Genomic DNA, 16065 nt, shown 5'->3' with positions numbered 1-16065 from the left:
CGCCCGCGACGCGCGACGTGTGTCGAACTGTTGCGACCCCGCTGTCAGGGGACGAGCACGATCTTGCCGTCGACACCGGCCTCGACGGCCCGGTGCGCCTCGGCGGCGTCCGCCAGCGCAAAGGCGGGCCCGAGCTCGACCGAGAAGGAGCGGGCCGCCAGGAGTGCGAGCGTCACCGGGACCGCTTCGGTGCGCCACGCCTGCTGCTGCGCCGTGAGCGGGACGGGCGAGCCGCCCGAGAATGCGCGGATGCCGAGGGCCGAGGCATCCCGTCCCCGCACGAGCGTCGCGACCCGCTCGCGATCGGGCACCAGCTCGGTGGACGTGTGCAGCGCCTCGTCGGTCCCGGCGGCGTCGATCGCCGCGGTCACGCCCCGCGGCGCCGACGCCCGCACGCGGTCCGACAGTCCTTCGCCGTACGCGACGGGGATGCCGCCCAGCGCCCGGACGCGGTCGAACCGGCGCTCGGACGACGTGGCGATCACCATGGCCCCCCACAGCACCGCGTACTGGATGAGCGCCTGGCCGACCGCGCCCGATCCGCCGTGCACGAGCACCGTGTCGCCCGCGCCGATGCGGAGCGAGCGCAGCGTCTGGTACGCCGTGCCGACCGGAATGCCCAGCGCCGCTCCCTCTGCGGCGCTCACCTGCGACGGGCGGGGGAAGACGCGACCGGCGTCGACGACCACGTCGCTCGCGTAGGCGCCCGAGGCGCCGGCGAACACGACGGGGTCGCCGGCGCGGAAGCCGTCGACACCCTCTCCCACGGCCGTCACCACCCCGGCGCCGTCGATGCCCAGCCGGCGCGGTTCGGTGATCGGCGCGGACGAGCGTGCGCCGCTGCGGAGCTTGGCGTCGATCGGGTTGACGCCCGCCGCCGTCACCTGGACGGCGACCTCGCCCGGGCCGGGCACCGGGTCGGGGACCTCCATCGCGTGGAGGACGTCGGGGGCTCCGAACTCGGTGTAGACGATCGCGACGGTCATGTGGTGCGCAACTCCTGTCCTGCGGACGCCTATTCCCGGCTCGGTGCCCGGCGTCAGCCGCGCAGCGCCTTCTGGATGCGCTGCAGCGACACCGGCTCGGCGGTACCGAGCGTCTGGGCGAAGAGGCTCACCCGGTACTCCTCGAGCAGCCACCGCGCATGCACGAGGGGAGCCGGCGCGTCCTCCGCCGGCGGAATCGTGCCGCCGGCATCGGCGAACACCGCGGCCGCGCGCTCGAACTCCGTCATCCGCTGCCGGTCCCGCCCCGGGTTGTCGGACAGCGCGCGCAGCCGGTCGAGGGCGCCGCGCAGGTAGCGCGGCAGGTGCGCGAGGCGCTCGGTGCCCGTCCGCGCCACGAAGCCCGGGAAGACCAGTCCGGAGAGCTGGGACTTCACGTCGCCCAGCGCCCCCAGCAGCGTCAGCGAGTTCGCATCGCGGAGCGCCCGCTCCACCTCGCGGGTCGCAACGAGGATGCGGGCGGCCAGCGACACCGTCCGGAAGAGCTCGTCGACCACGACCATCGACAGTGCGTCGCGCACGGTCTCGAACCCCGCGCGGGTGCGCACCGCGCCGCCCGCTGCGGTCCGCGCGATCACCGCGTCGGCCACCGCCACTCGGCAGTCCTCGATGAGCGACTTGGCAGACGGATACGGGGATGCCGCCAGCGCGAGCTTCTCGGCGGACGTGAGGTGTTCGAGCACGTACGCCGCGGGGGACGGCACCGACAGCAGCACGAGCCGGCGCACTCCCTGCCGCGTGGCGCGGGCCGCCGCCTCGGGGGTCGCCTCGATGCGGAGCGCGACGGTCGAGCCCTCGTCGACGATGGCGGGATAGCCGCGGACCACGCCCCCGGCCACCCTGGTGTCGACGACGTCGGGAAGGTCGCCGAAGGTCCAGTCGGTGAGTCCGGCGCGCTCGGTGAAGCCCGTCGCCGCCCCGCTGCCCTCCCTCTCACCGGCCGTCGCACCCGCGGGGCCGCCAGACGCCGCGCCGGGGGACGGCGGACCGGGGCGCTTGCCCGCAGGTCGGGCCGTCAGCGACTTCGAGACGGACGCGCGCACCCGGTCGGAGAGGCGCTCCTGGAGCGCGCGGAGGTCGCGATCGGAGCCGACGGTGCGTCCGCGCTCGTCGACGGCCCGGAACGAGATCTGCAGATGCGCCGGGACGCGGTCGAGTTCGAAGTCCGCGCCCGTCACGGGCTGGTTCGCGACCCGCTGGATGCGTGCGGCGAGGGCGTCGCGGAGGCCGAGCGGAGGCATCCCGTCGTGGGCCTCCGGACCCTGTCCCTCGAGGTCGGCGGCGAAGGTCGCCGCCCAATCGGCAGCAGGCACGACGTGCCGCCGGATGGACTTCGGCAGCGCGCGCAGGAGCGCGGTGATGAGCTCGTCGCGCATGCCCGGCACCTGCCAGTCGAAGCCGTCCGGCCGCAGCTGAGCCAGCAGTGCGAGCGGCACCACGGCGGTGACGCCGTCATCGGGCGCACCGGGCTCGAACCGGTAGGCGAGCGAGAGCACCTGGTCGCCCTGGGACCAGCGCGCCGGGAAGTCCCTCTCGTCGCCGCGCGACGCCTCGTCGACCAGGTCGGCCTCCGTCATGTCGAGCAGGCGCGGCGTCCGGGTCGAGGCATCCTTCCACCACGCCTCGAACGACCGGGCGTCGAACACGTCGCGCGGGATGCGCGCATCGTAGAACCGGTAGACGGCCTCGTCGCCGACGAGGATGTCGCGCCGGCGCTCGCGCTCCTCGATCTTCTCGAGCCGCCGGCGCAGCTCGAGGTTGCGCCGCTCGAAGGCCGTCAGCCGCTTGTCGAGGTGGGTCGAGTCCCACTCGCCCTCGACGAGCGCATGGCGGAGGAAGAGCTCGCGGGCGAACGGCCGGTCGAAGCGGGCGAGCTGCACGCGGCGCTTCGGGATGATCTCGAGGCCGAAGAGCGTGACCTTCTCGTACGCGGATGCCGCGCCCGACGCCTTGGACCAGTGCGGCTCGCTCAGCGACCGCTTCGCGAGGTCGCCGGCGAGCGGCTCGGCCCACGCGGGGTCGATGGCCGCGACCGTGCGCGCGAAGAGGCGGCTGGTCTCGACCACTTCGGCGGCCATGACCGCGCTCGGGCGCTTCTTGCGCAGCGCCGAGCCGGGGAAGATCGCGAAGCGCGTGCCGCGCGAGCCGAGGTACTCGGCCCCACCCGGTCGGCCGCCGCCGGCAGGCCGCCGGTCTCGCGGGGGGCTCACCGTGCGCTCGTCGAGGATGCCGAGCTGAGACAGCAGGCCGGCGAGGATCGCCTTGTGGATCTCGTCGGGATCGGCGGTGCGTTGGCCATCGGTCCCGGGGCGCGTCGAGGGTCGGGGCGCCTTCACGAGCGAGCTCAGCTGCCGGTGCACGTCGGCCCACTCGCGGACGCGCACGTAGTTGAGATGCTCGGCGCGGCAGAGCCGCCGGAACGCGCTGGAGCCCAGTTCGGCCTGCTTCTCCTGCAGGTGGTTCCACAGATTCAGCAGGCTCAGGAAGTCGCTCGACGGATCGGTGAACCGCGCGTGCAGGCGGTCGGCCTCCTCCCGGCGGTCCTCGGGGCGCTCTCGGACGTCCTGGATCGACATCCCCGAAACGATCGCCAGCACGTCGCGCAGCACGCCGGTGCGACGGGCCTCGACGAGCATGCGCGCGAAGCGGGGGTCGATCGGAAGCCGCGAGATCTCCCGGCCCATCTCGGTGAGGGCGGGCTGGTCGCGGCCTCCTGACGCCGGGCGCACCGCGCCGAGCTCGATCAGCAGGTCGAGGGCGGCTTTGACGCCGCGGGAGTCCGGCGGGGTCAGGAACGGGAACGACGAGATGTCGCCGAACCCGAGCGCCAGCATCTGCAGGATGACCGAGGCGAGGCTCGTGCGCAGGATCTCAGGCTCGGTGAACTCCGGTCTGGCCTGGAAGTCCTCTTCGGCGTAGAGGCGGATGGCGACACCGGGACTCGTGCGCCCCGCGCGTCCGGAGCGCTGCTGGGCCGACGCCTGCGACACCGGCTCGATCGGCAGACGCTGCACCTTGCTGCGGTTGCTGTACCGCGAGATGCGCGCGGTTCCGGTGTCGACGACGTACCGGATCCCCGGCACCGTGAGGCTCGTCTCGGCCACGTTGGTGGCGAGGATCACGCGCCGGCGGACGCCGGCCACCCGCGACGGCTCGAAGACCCGGTGCTGCTCGGCCGCCGAGAGTCGCCCGTACAGCGGCAGCACCTCGGTCGGGGCGGCGTCCTTCGCGTACAGCCCGCGCACCGCGTCGGCGGCATCGCGGATCTCGGCCTCGCCGGGGAGGAACACCAGCACGTCGCCGGCCGGTTCCCGGTCGAGCTCGCGCAGCGCCGACGTGATGCCGTCGACGTCGTCGGACTCGTCCTCGCCGGATGCCGCCGGCGGGCGGTAGCGCACCTCCACCGGGTAGGTGCGGCCGGACACCTCGATGATCGGCGCCGGCTGCGGCTCCGTCGCCGCCGCTGTCGAACGGGTCGCGAAGTGCTTCGCGAAGCTCTCGGGGTCGATCGTCGCGCTGGTGATGATCACCTTCAGGTCGGGGCGCTTCGGCAGGATGCGGTGCAGGTAGCCGAGCAGGAAGTCGACGTTGAGGGAGCGCTCGTGGGCCTCGTCGATGATGATCGTGTCGTAGCGGCGCAGCAGCCGGTCGCGGTGGATCTCGTTGAGCAGGATGCCGTCGGTCATGAGGGCGATCCGGGTGTCCTCCGACACCTTGTCGGTGAAGCGCACCTTATAGCCGACGGTGGTGCCGAGCGCCACCCCCAGCTCCTCCGCGACGCGCTCGGCGATCGTCCGCGCCGCGAGGCGGCGGGGCTGGGTGTGCGCGATGCGCGTGCGGCCGAGCTCCAGCGCGATCTTGGGCAGCTGCGTGGTCTTCCCCGACCCGGTGGCCCCGGCGACGATCACCACCTGGTGGTCGCGGATCGCGCGCGCGATCTCGTCCCGCGCCGCGCTGACGGGCAGCTCGGGGGGATACGAGATGACGGGCGCGGGCGCAGACATAGCCTTCGATCGTAACCGGTCGGCGGGTCGCGGCCCTTCTCGGAACGCACCTTCTCGCCAACGCATTGAACTTCCTGCTCACACAACGATCTCAAGGTCCCGCGACGTGTGTGAGGAGGAGGTTGCGCGGGGTTCGGGAGCGGGGCTGTGTGAGGAGGAGGTTGCGCGGGGTTCGGAGCGGGGCTGTGTGAGGAGGAGGTTGCGCGGGAACCCTGGAGCGGCGCTGTGTGAGCGGGAGGTTGCGCGGGGTTCGGAGCGGGGCTGTGTGAGCGGGAGGTTGCGCGGGGTTCGGGAGCAGGGGTGTGTGAGGGGGCCGGGCGCGTCGGGGAGGGCGCGGAGAGCCGCACAGTCCGTGTGAACCGGAAGTTCAACGCCCTCTGCAGAACACCCTCGCCGGCAGAGCACGCTTCCCGGCGCCGGCGACTCCTCCACACCGCCGCGGTCTCCCCAGGAGTGCGCAGATGCAGCCCACAGCGACAGAGCCGCGCGCCCGTCCGCCTACATTCGAGCCCATGCACCCGTTCGAGGCTCTGGCCGACCCGGTCCGCCGTCGGATCGTCGACATCCTCGCGAGCGGCGAGCACACGGCCGGGCAGCTTGCGGACGTCGTCGGCCGCGAGTTCCGCATCAGCCGCACGGCGGTCTCAAAGCACGTCAGGCTCCTGCGCGACGCCGGCTACGTCGATGGCCGGGCGGAGGAGAACTGGCGTTGGTATCGCCTCACCGCCGAAGGCCTGGAAAGCCTCGAGCATGCGGTCTCGGACATCCGCGCGAAGTACGCGAGCGCCATCGGGTGGGATGCCGACGCCCGCCGGTTCCGCGATCCGCTCGCGCACCTGCCGCAGTACCCGTCTGTGCCGTTCCGTGGCCCGGGGCGACCGAGCCAGCGAGGACGACGGGGAATCCAGACGTCCTTCGTGGACCGGGGCTCGCCCGACGACGAGGCACCGGTCCCGCCGCCGATCTACGTCCCGTATTCGCCGCCCCGGCCGTGGCGCGCGGACGCACCTAGGCTGAATGCATGACAGTCCCCAGCGTGACCCTCAACGACGGCAACTCGATCCCCCAGCTGGGCTACGGCGTCTTCAAGGTGCCGCCCGCAGACACCGAGCGTGCCGTCGCCGAGGCGCTCGAGATCGGCTACCGCCACATCGACACGGCCGCGATCTACGGCAACGAAGAGGGCGTCGGCAAGGCGATCGCCGGCAGCGGCATCGACCGGGACGAGCTGTTCGTGACCACCAAGCTCTGGAACGACCGGCACCACGACGATGAGCCGCGCGCCGCCATCGGCGAGAGCCTCGACCGCCTCGGGCTCGAGCGGGTCGACCTCTACCTGGTGCACTGGCCGACCCCCGCCAAGGACGACTACGTCCACGCGTGGGAGAAGATGGTCGAGCTGCGCGACGCCGGCATGACGCGCAGCATCGGCGTATCCAACCACCTCGTCCCGCACCTGGAGCGGATCGTCGCCGCCACCGGCGTCGTCCCCGCTGTCAACCAGATCGAGCTGCACCCGGCATACCAGCAGCGTGAGATCACCGACTGGGCGGCGGCGCACGACGTCCTCATCGAGTCGTGGGGTCCGCTCGGCCAAGGCAAGTACGACCTCTTCGCCGCCGAGCCGGTCGCCGCGGCGGCCGCCGCGCACGGCAAGACGCCGGCACAGGCGGTGCTGCGCTGGCACCTGCAGAAGGGGTTCATCGTCTTCCCGAAGTCGGTGCGCCGGGAGCGCCTCGAAGAGAACCTCGACGTGTTCGACTTCGAGCTCAGTGCGGACGAGGTCGCGGCGATCGACGCCATGGATCCCGGCGACGGCTCCGGTCGCGTGAGCGCCCACCCCGACGAGGTCAACTGACCTCGCGCGACGAGGGAGCGGATGTCGTGAACCCGCGTCTCGCCGAGGCGACCAGCCCCTACCTGCGGGCACACGCCGGCAACCCTGTGCCGTGGTACCCGTGGGGCGAGGAGGCGTTCGCCGAGGCGCGACGGCGGGATGTCCCGGTGATGGTGTCGATCGGCTACTCGACCTGCCACTGGTGCCACGTCATGGCGCGGGAGTCGTTCGCCGACGAGCGAACCGCGGCCGACCTCGCCGCGGGCTTCGTGTCCGTCAAGGTCGACCGGGAGGAGCACCCGGAAGTGGACGCGGCCTACATGGCCGCAGCCGCCGCCTTCACGCGGAGTCTCGGCTGGCCCTTGACGGTGTTCACCACGCCGGAGGGGCGTCCGTTCTACGCCGGCACCTACTTCCCGCCCGAGCCGAGGGCGGGCATGCCGTCGTTCCGGCAGGTCCTGGCCGCGGTGCGTGAGGCCTGGACCGAGCGCCGGGATCAGATCGACTCCACCGCGGATGCCGTCGCCGACGCGCTAGCCGAGGTCCAGGTCGCCGCGCCCGCTTCCGGCGCCTCGCTGCCGACCTCCGAGGAGCTGGCGGCGGCCGCGAGGATCCTCGCGGCCCGTGAGGACCCGCGGCACGGCGGATTCGGCGACCCGACGACGCCCGCGCCGAAGTTCCCGGTCGCGACGGCCCTGCGGTTCCTGCAGACCCGCGTCGTCCGGGAGGGCGCGCCCGAGGCGTCGGCCGTCGCGGATCGCGCGCTGGACGCGATGGCGGCCTCCGAGCTGCGCGATGCGGTCGAGGGCGGCTTCTTCCGCTACGCCACCCGGCCCGACTGGACGGTGCCGCACTACGAGCGCATGCTCACCGACAACGCGCAGCTGCTGGACGTCGCGGTGGACGCGGCATCCGCCCGCTCCGACATCGTCCGCGGCGTCGCCGGGTTCCTCACCCAGGTGCTCCAGCAGCCCAGCGGGGGCTTCGGCGCGGCGCAGGATTCGGAGTCGTGGATCGACGGTGCGCGCAGCGAGGGCGGCTACTACCTCCTCGACGCGTCCGCGCGGGCAGGCCTGGAGCCGCCCGCCGTCGACGGCAAGGTCGTGACGGCGTGGAACGGCCTCGCGATCGGCGCGCTGGCCCGCGCCGGCGCGCGGCTCGGCGAGGCGGCGTGGATCGAGGCGGCGCGCTGGGCCGCCGATGCCGTGCTCGAGGCCAACGTGGACGCCGATGGGCGTCTCCTGCGCGCCTCCCTGGACGAGATCCCCTCCCGTGCCCACGCGACGCTCGCCGACCACGGCCAGCTGGCCGCCGGCCTCGTCGCTCTCGCCGTCGCGACCGGCGAAGTGGCCTACGCCGTCCGCGCGCGGGAGCTCGTGGACGCGTGCATGGGGGAGGACGGCGCCGTGTCGGTGCCGGGCGGCGGCGATCCGGTGCTGACCCGGCAGGGCATCGGGGCGCCGGACACGGCATCCGACGCCGACGAGCCGTCGGGCACCGCGTCGCTGGCAGAGGCGGCCGCCGCGCTCTGCACGCTCGGCGCGGGCGACGGCTACCGCGTCCTGGCCGAGCGGCTCGTCGGCACCCACGTCCGGGCCGCGCTCTCGCAGCCGCTCGCGTACGGGGCGCTCCTGCGGGTCGCGACGACCCTCGCGGCGCCGCCGCGCCAGGTGGTCGTCGTGACGGGCGACCCCGGCGCCGAGCTGGCGGACCGGGCCCGCGGCATCCGTGCCGAGGTCGTGGCAGTGGTGTCGCCGGGGCAGGCGGCGGCGTGGGCCGATGCCGGCTTCGCGCTGTTCGCCGACAAGGCGATGCGCGACGGGGTCCCGACCGCCTACGACTGCCGCGACTTCGCGTGCCGGCTGCCGCTCACCGAACCCCGCCGGCTCGACGGCTGACGGCAGGCCTCACACCCAGCTCGGCATCCACATGTGCAGGTGCCAGAAGTCGTAGGGCACGGTCATGGCCGAGATGATCGGGTACCAGAACGCCGACAGCGCCAGCGCGACGCCGAGGAAGACCAGCACGAGACGCTGACCGGTCAGACGTCGGTACGCGTCGGTCGACTGACCGCCTGCGATGTCGCGCAGGGCGAAGGTCAGCGCGAGGAGCACGAACGGCAGGATGGCCACCGTGTAGAAGTGGAACACCGTGCGCTCCGGCAGGAACAGCCACGGCACGTAGGTCACCGCGACCCCCGTGAGCACGAGCGCGTGACGCCAGTCGCGGGCCACCACGAACCGGTAGGCGAGGTACAGGACGGCGATGACGCCCGCGTACCAGACCAGCGGGTTCGGCATCGACGAGATCACCTCGGAGCACCCGTTCGCCGCCTGGCAGCCGTCGACGCCGAACGCATCCTGACGGTAGTAGATGCCGGTCGGACGCAGCAGCAGCGGCCACTGCCACGCGGGGCTCTCATACGCGTGGTGCGCGACGATCCCCGACGTCGACTCGTACATCGCGACGTGGTAGCGCCACAGGCTCTCCATCGCGCTGCCGCCCGACTGGCGGTCGTACCCGTTGTCGGTCACCAGCCACCCCGTCCAGGAGGCGACGTAGACGAGGACGGCGACCGGGACGAACAGCAGGAACGTCGCAAGGCCCTGGCGCACGGCATCCGTCGGCCAGAGCAGCACGCCGGCGCGGCGTCGTGCCAGCGCGTCGGTCACGACGAGGTAGACCCCCAGGCCGGCGAGCACCCAGGCGCCCGACCACTTCACGGCGCTCGCGGCACCGAGAGCGGCGCCCGCCGCGACGATCCACGGGCGGTTCCAGAGCACCGGGCCCCACGACGGCGGCACGTCCCCCTCGTGCCGTGCCGCGACGGTCCCTGCGATGCGCGTCATCGTCCGCTCGCGGTCGAGGAGGACGAAGAGGAACCCCAGCAGCACGAAGAAGGTGAGCGGCGTGTCCAGGAGCGCGACGCGGCTCATCGAGATCGCCAGGCCGTCGACGGCCATGAGGAGGCCGGCCACGACGGCGAAGGTGGTGGAGCGCGTGAGTCGCTTCGCGATCAGCATCAGCAGCAGCACCGCCGCTGTGCCCAGCAGGGCGACGGTGATGCGCCATCCCCACCCGGACCCCGGGCCGAGCGCCATCATGCCGAGCGCGATGATCCACTTTCCGAGCGGCGGGTGCACGACGAACGACGGCTCGTCGGTGAAGGCGTCGACATCGCCCGACAGGAATCGGTCGTTGGCGTCGGCCGGCCACGAGCCCTCGTAGCCCAGGTTCAGCAGGGTCCAGGCGTCCTTGACGTAGTACGTCTCGTCGAACTGGTTCATCAGGTCATGCGCGGCGGCGAGATTCCACAGGCGCAGGACGGCGGCGATGAGGAGGACGATGGCGGGGCCCAGCCAGGCGTAGAGGCGGGCCGCCCGTGGGTCCTCGCCGAGGCGGCGGGTGAACCGGTCGTAGAGGCTCGGCCGGGCCGGGGGGAGGAGCGGCGCGGCGGTCTCGTCGGTCTCGAGCCGCGGGGCATCCGTCACCCGGTCAAGTCTAGGCTGAGGGCGTGATCATCCTCGCGGCGACCCCGATCGGAAACCTCGGGGACGCCTCCCGCCGGCTGGTCGAGGCGCTGGAGAGCGCCACGGTCGTCGCCGCCGAGGACACCCGCACCACGCAGCGCCTGCTCGCCGCGCTCGGCGTCGGCAACCGCCCGCGCCTGATCGCCCTGCACGACCACAACGAGAAGGAGCGGGCGCCCGAGCTCGTCGCCCTCGCCCGCGACGGGGACGTGCTCGTCCTGAGCGACGCCGGCATGCCGACGGTGAGCGATCCCGGCTACGGGCTCGTCGCCGCGGCCGCCGCGGCGGGCGTGCAGGTCACGGCGATCCCCGGCCCGAGCGCCGTCCTGACCGCGCTCGCCGTGTCGGGCCTGCCGACAGACAGATTCACATTCGAGGGATTCGTCGGGCGCAAGCAGGGCGAGCGACTCGCGGCCTTCCGTGCCCTCGCCGGCGAACCTCGCACGATGGTGTTCTTCGAGGCGCCGTCGCGCGTGGCCGCGACCCTGGCCGACATGGCCGCCGAGTTCGGAGCGGATCGGCGGGCGGCCGTGTGCCGCGAGCTGACGAAGCTGCACGAGGAAGTCGCGCGGGGGACCCTCTCCGAGCTCGTCGAGTGGGCCGACGGCGGCGTGCGCGGCGAGGTGGTCATCGTGGTGGCGGGGGCCGCCGCGCGCGCCGTCGCCTTCCCGGATGCGGTCGCCCAAGTGGTCGCCCTCGTCGCCGGCGGCGTGCGGCGCAAGGACGCCGCGGCCGAAGTGTCCCAGGTGACGGGACACTCCAGCCGCGAGCTCTATCAGGCGTCTCTGTCCGCGCGGGACTGAGCGCCGCCGGTGGGCGGTCCCTACCGCTTGGCCTTCTTCAGGCGGTGGATCGCCTTGTCGACCTGCTTCGTGGCGGCCTTCACGTCCGCAGCGGTCGCCTTCGATCCGGCGAGGACGACCTCGCCGACGGCGATCGCGTCGTCGAGGACGGCGAGCGAGTCGACCGAGTAGCGGTCGCGGTCGACGGATGCCGCATCGGCGAGGGCCTGCTCGAGCGCCGTCGTGTCGGGCTGCGACCCGCCGCCCACCGATGCCGCGTCGACGAGTCGCACCTCGTCCAGAACGCCCCACGCTCCGGCCGACAGCGAGAACTCGGCCGAGATCGAGACGACGCCGTCCTCTCCCACCACGATGCCGGGCACCGTCGCCGTGTGGAAGTCGTTCCACACGGTGAACTCCAGCGGCGCGGTCCAGGTGCCCGCCGAGGTCGTCGCCTCGAGCGTCCGGGTGTCGGTGGCGGGGCTGTTGGTGCCCTGCGTCGTCGCCTGCAGCACGTACGTTCCGGCGGGCACGCCGGTGACGGTCTGCGACGCCGACGTCTCGTACGCGGACCCGTTCCAGAAGGTGACGGCGTAGTCGCCCGCGAAGCCGTCGGCCGTCTCCTGCCTGGCCGCCGGTCCGGTGAGCGTCCACGCGCTCATGTCGGCGCTCTCGAAGCCGGGGTTCACGACGAGGTTCGGCGCCTCGACCGTGACGTCCGCGGTCACGTCGAGCCCGGAGTCGGTCTTCCCTGGGATCGAGTACGCGCCGGGTCCGCGGATCCACGCGACGGCGTCGCTCCAGTGCACCGCGTGCTGCTCGGTGGTGCGGTCGTTGTAGGCGACCTCGACGGTGTCGGGCAGCGCGATCGGGGCGCCGTCGACGACGAGGAGCGACACCTCCTCGACCGACACGATCTCGCGCGGCGCGACGGCGCCGGTCCGCACGTAGGAGAAGGTGCGCAGCGACTCGAGCGGCGTGCCGTCCCACGCGAAGAGGGCCTGGTTGTCCCACGCCGAACCGCCGTAGTACTCGCCGACGTGGACGGGATCGTAGTCGCCGGCCGCGCTCGTCGCCCAGCCCGAGCCGAACTGCTCCCAGAGCAGTCGGTTCGCCTCGACCTCGGACGGCGGCCCGACCGGAAGCCACGCGGGCTCCCAGTAGTAGACGCCGATGCCGGCATCGCCGACCGCGGCGACCGCGGCGATCACGTCGCGCAGCTCCCACGCCTGCCCCTGCACGCTCACCGGGTACTGGCCGGTGATGCCGCCCGCCCCGATGACGTTCGGGTAGCCGTCGCCGTCCTCGAGCGTGTGCGCCCAGCTCGTCTCGGCGACGATGACCTGCTTGCCGTAGGTCGTGGCGACCTCCGTCAGCACGGCCGTGAGGTTGTCGATCGCGCCGTGCCAGTACGGGTAGTAGGAGCTCGCGAAGACGTCGTAGTCGACGTCGAAGGCGTCGAGCCCCGCCGCATAGGTCGCGTAGCGGCCCGGCGTCTCGGGGTTCGTGAAGTGCACGGCGACGAGGGCGTCGGGAAGCACCTCGCGCACGGCGGCGCTGCCCGCCGAGACGAGCGCCGCGAACTGCGCGTCGATCTCGCGCCCCGGACGCGTGTGCCCCGCGATGGCGTTGTTGGTCTCGTTGCCGACCTGCACCATCCGCACATCCACGCCCGCGTCCTCGAAGCGCTGCAGCGCATCGGCGGTGAAGTCGTGCAGCGCGGTGACCGTGTCGGCGTCGCTGAGCCCCTGCCACGCCTTCGGCGCCAGCTGGCGGGCGGGGTCGGCCCAGAAGTCGGAGTAGTGGAAGTCGACGAGCACGTCCAGGCCGGCGGCGGTCGCGCGCTGCCCGATCCGGACGGCCCGGTCCACGTCCACCGTGCCGCCGCCGTAGCCGCGGCCCGACGCGTCGTACGGGTCGTTCCAGACGCGGATGCGCACCGAGTTCACGCCGTTGTCGGCGAGCACCGCGAACAGGTCGGCCGGCTCGCCCGCGGCGTCGCGGAACACCACGCCGCTCTCCTCGAGCGACAGCACGGTCGACACGTCGACCCCCATCGCGAAGTCCTCGGCGAGGCCGTCGACCCTGTCGACGAAGACGCCGGCGTCGACCGGCCCGTCATCGACCGTTGCCGCCGAGGCGGTGGGCACGGCGAGCGCACCCGCGCAGACGACGGCGACGGATGCCGCGACCGCGCTGAGCACGGTCCGGATGCGGCGGGGGCGGGAGGGGTGGGACATGCGATTCTCCGATCGACGGTGATCAGTGTCAGGTGGAGGGGTCAGCCCTTGACGGACCCCGCGGTGAGGCCGCCGACGATGTAGCGCTGCAGCGACAGGAAGAGGACGAGCACGGGGACCGCCGCGATGACGGCGCCGGCCGCGAACAGCCCCCAGTTGGAGGCGAGCTGGTTGGACACCCACTGGTACATGCCCACCGCGAGGGTCCAGTTCTCCTCGGAGACGAGCACGATCTTGGCGATGATGTAGTCGCCGAACGCGGCGATGAACGCCAGCAGCGCGACCACGGCGAGAATCGGCGTCACGAGCGGCATGATGAGCCGCCAGAAGATCTGCGCGTGCGTCGCGCCGTCGATCTTCGCGGACTCGTCGATCTCGATCGGCACGGTGTTGAAGAAGCCGTACATCAGGAACGTGTTCACGCCGAGCGCGCCGCCGAGGTACACGCAGATGAGGGCGATCTTGGAGTTGAGCCCCAGCGCGGGCACGACCTCGCCCAGCGCGAGCAGCATCAGGAAGATGGCCACGAAGGCCAGTGCCTGCGGGAACATCTGGATGATGAGCAGGCCGGTGAGGCCGGGGCGCCGGCCGGCGAAGCGGAACCGCGAGAAGGCGTACGCGGCGGCGGCTCCCATGAGCACGGCGCCCACGGCGGCGATGCCGCCGATGAGCAGCGTGTTGCCCGCCCACGTCCAGAACCGCGTCTCGCCCAGGGCCGCGTAGTTCGACAGGTCGATCACGCTGAACAGGGCGTTGCTGGCGGCGAGCGTGCCGTTCGGGTTGAGGGATGCCGACAGCACGTACACGAGCGGGAACACCGCGTAGAAGATCACGACGACGGCGAGCAGGTACTTCCAGCCGACCTCGAGCAGCCAGCGGCGACGGCGCGCGGAGCGGCGGTCACCCGTGGCGCGCGCGGTCGTCGAGGCGGCGGGCGCAGCGGTTGTCGTGGACATCACTGGAACTCCTCGAGCTTGCGGGTCTGGCGGAAGGCGATCGCCGAGATGCCCCCGACGACGGCGAACACGAGGATCGACAGGGCGCTCGCGAGGCCGTAGTCGGCGGCGCCGCCGGACACCCCCGAGATGTCGTAGATGGCGGAGATCAGGATGTCGGTGGCGCCCAGCGCATAGGGCGCGCCGGGGATCGCCGGACCGCCGTTGTTGAACATGTAGATCACGGTGAAGTTGTTGAAGCTGAACGCGAACGACGAGATCAGCAGCGGGGCGGTCGCCACCAGCACGAGCGGCAGGATGATCGACCGCAGCTGGCGCGAGCGGCCGGCGCCGTCGATCGATGCCGCCTCCAGCGTGTCCTGCGGGAGCGCCTGCAGCGCGCCGGTGCACACCAGGAAGTAGTACGGGTAGGTGAGCCACAGGTTCACCCAGACCACCGCGGCACGGGCCAGCCACGGATCGCCCAGCCAGTTGATGTCGGCGCCGAAGAAGAACAGGTCGTTGATGACGCCGAACTCCGCGTTGAACATTCCGCGGAACAGCAGCGCCGACATGAACGCGGGGAAGGCGTAGGGGAGGATGTACAGCGTCCGCAGGAACCGCCGGCCCTTCAAGCGCGCGTCGTTGTAGATGAGCGCGAGCAGCAGGCCCAGCGCGAACGGCAGCACGACCGAGAGCGTCGCGAAGACGAAGGTCCACACCGTGACCATCGCGAGCGTCTGGGCGAGCGCGGGATCGGTGAACAGCCGCAGGAAGTTCTCGAATCCGACGTTCACGAACCAGCCGGCGGGGAGCGCCGAGCCGTCCCCGGCGACGAACGAGCCGCTGTCGGTGGCGCTGTAGACCGTGCCGGTCGTGGTGTCGGTGATCGTCTGGGCGTCGGCATCCCACACCAGCGTCGACTCGTAGACGGCGCCCGACGAGCCGTCGCGCGTGCGGACCGAGCCGTCGTTCGGATCCTCCGACACGGGCACGCGAAGGCTCGCGATCTGCTCCTGCAGGGCGGTATCGGTGATGACGGTCGCCCGCGGGACGACCTCCCAGCCGGGCACCTCGGCCGGGGTTCCGGCGCTGCCGATCTCGGCGTCCCGCGCGTCTTCCAGCGGCTGCGTCGCCGAGCCGACGAGCACGTCGCCGTCCTCGTCGACGATCGCGAAGCCGAGCTCACCGACACGCTCGACGACCGACAGCGGGTAGGTGGGGGAGTCCTCGACGCGACGCTCGCCCTGGATCAGGGCCGCCTCGACGGCCTGCTCCTGTGTGCCGGCGTGACCGGTGCCGTAGTTGGTGAAGGCGATGTAGGCGGTGTAGGCGAAGATGAAGATCTGGAAGACCAGCAGGAACACCAGCCCCGGCAGCAGGTACTTCAGCGGCAGCGCGCGCTTGGTGAAGTACACGATGTCGGCCGCCAGCAGCAGCACGAGCGTGGCCGAGAAGACGAGCCAGGACTCGGCGCGGAAGGCGCTCAGCAGGGTCATGACCCCGAACGCGTTGACGAGCGCCATCAGGGCGAGCTTCGCCAGGAAGCCCCAGCCGGGGCCGCGCCAGCGACGGCCGTGCGGCTCGCTCGGTCGCGGCGCGGCGGCCGTCGTCGTCTGAGGGGGTGCGTCCACCGTCGGCTCCTGTCGCGGGATGTGCTCCGGCGGCCTGTGCGCGGAGCGGGGTTGGGGTCCGGGAGGCGGGGAGAGGCACTCACCCGCCTCCCGGAGTCT

10 protein-coding genes are annotated in these 16065 nt (G+C 72.3%); 4 read left to right on the top strand and 6 right to left on the bottom strand.

Annotation, left to right across the window (positions count from 1 at the left end):
* Positions 1–44: 44 nt before the first annotated feature.
* On the bottom strand, positions 45–986 hold the full coding sequence (locus tag IR212_RS10385) for a quinone oxidoreductase family protein (RefSeq protein ID WP_194395851.1): 942 nt from the start codon (positions 984–986) through the stop codon (positions 45–47).
* Positions 987–1039: 53 nt separating this feature from the next.
* On the bottom strand, positions 1040–5008 hold the full coding sequence (gene hrpA, locus IR212_RS10380) for an ATP-dependent RNA helicase HrpA (RefSeq protein WP_194395850.1): 3969 nt from the start codon (positions 5006–5008) through the stop codon (positions 1040–1042).
* A gap of 512 nt (positions 5009–5520) precedes the next feature.
* Between hrpA and IR212_RS10375 the strand changes: the two genes are divergently transcribed.
* The 3 genes from IR212_RS10375 to IR212_RS10365 are packed head-to-tail and all read left to right on the top strand — an operon-like array spanning position 5521 to position 8743.
* Positions 5521–6033: an ArsR/SmtB family transcription factor gene (locus IR212_RS10375; protein ID WP_194395849.1), complete on the top strand. Its 513-nt coding sequence runs from the start codon at positions 5521–5523 to the stop codon at positions 6031–6033.
* Positions 6030–6866, top strand: a complete 837-nt coding sequence (locus IR212_RS10370; RefSeq protein WP_194395848.1) for an aldo/keto reductase — start codon at positions 6030–6032, stop codon at positions 6864–6866. Before IR212_RS10375 ends, IR212_RS10370 begins: the two co-directional genes overlap by 4 nt.
* A 26-nt stretch (positions 6867–6892) precedes the next feature.
* Positions 6893–8743, top strand: a complete 1851-nt coding sequence (locus IR212_RS10365; protein WP_194395847.1) for a thioredoxin domain-containing protein — start codon at positions 6893–6895, stop codon at positions 8741–8743.
* A gap of 9 nt (positions 8744–8752) precedes the next feature.
* Here the strand turns inward: IR212_RS10365 and IR212_RS10360 are convergent, their stop codons facing one another.
* Complete coding sequence (locus tag IR212_RS10360; RefSeq protein ID WP_194395846.1) at positions 8753–10336, bottom strand: dolichyl-phosphate-mannose--protein mannosyltransferase; 1584 nt, start codon at positions 10334–10336, stop codon at positions 8753–8755.
* Positions 10337–10359: 23 nt separating this feature from the next.
* Between IR212_RS10360 and rsmI the strand changes: the two genes are divergently transcribed.
* Positions 10360–11178: a 16S rRNA (cytidine(1402)-2'-O)-methyltransferase gene (gene rsmI / locus IR212_RS10355; protein WP_194395845.1), complete on the top strand. Its 819-nt coding sequence runs from the start codon at positions 10360–10362 to the stop codon at positions 11176–11178.
* A 20-nt stretch (positions 11179–11198) separates the two neighbouring features.
* Here the strand turns inward: rsmI and IR212_RS10350 are convergent, their stop codons facing one another.
* Genes IR212_RS10350 through IR212_RS10340 form a run of 3 tightly spaced genes read right to left on the bottom strand, consistent with a single transcriptional unit; the run spans position 11199 to position 15966 of the window.
* On the bottom strand, positions 11199–13397 hold the full coding sequence (locus tag IR212_RS10350; RefSeq protein ID WP_194395844.1) for a glycosyl hydrolase 53 family protein: 2199 nt from the start codon (positions 13395–13397) through the stop codon (positions 11199–11201).
* A gap of 41 nt (positions 13398–13438) precedes the next feature.
* A complete protein-coding gene (locus IR212_RS10345) occupies positions 13439–14353 on the bottom strand; it encodes a sugar ABC transporter permease (RefSeq protein WP_194395843.1) in 915 nt (304 codons plus the stop codon).
* Positions 14353–15966: an ABC transporter permease subunit gene (locus IR212_RS10340; protein WP_194395842.1), complete on the bottom strand. Its 1614-nt coding sequence runs from the start codon at positions 15964–15966 to the stop codon at positions 14353–14355. The genes IR212_RS10345 and IR212_RS10340 overlap by 1 nt, the downstream gene beginning before the upstream one ends.
* Between the last annotated feature and the right edge of the window lie 99 nt (positions 15967–16065).

This window comes from Microbacterium atlanticum (genome assembly GCF_015277815.1).
Taxonomy (GTDB): Bacteria; Actinomycetota; Actinomycetes; order Actinomycetales; family Microbacteriaceae; genus Microbacterium; species Microbacterium atlanticum.
The sequence above is the reverse complement of the archived record's forward strand: the minus strand, read 5'-3'. Positions and strand labels throughout refer to the sequence as shown.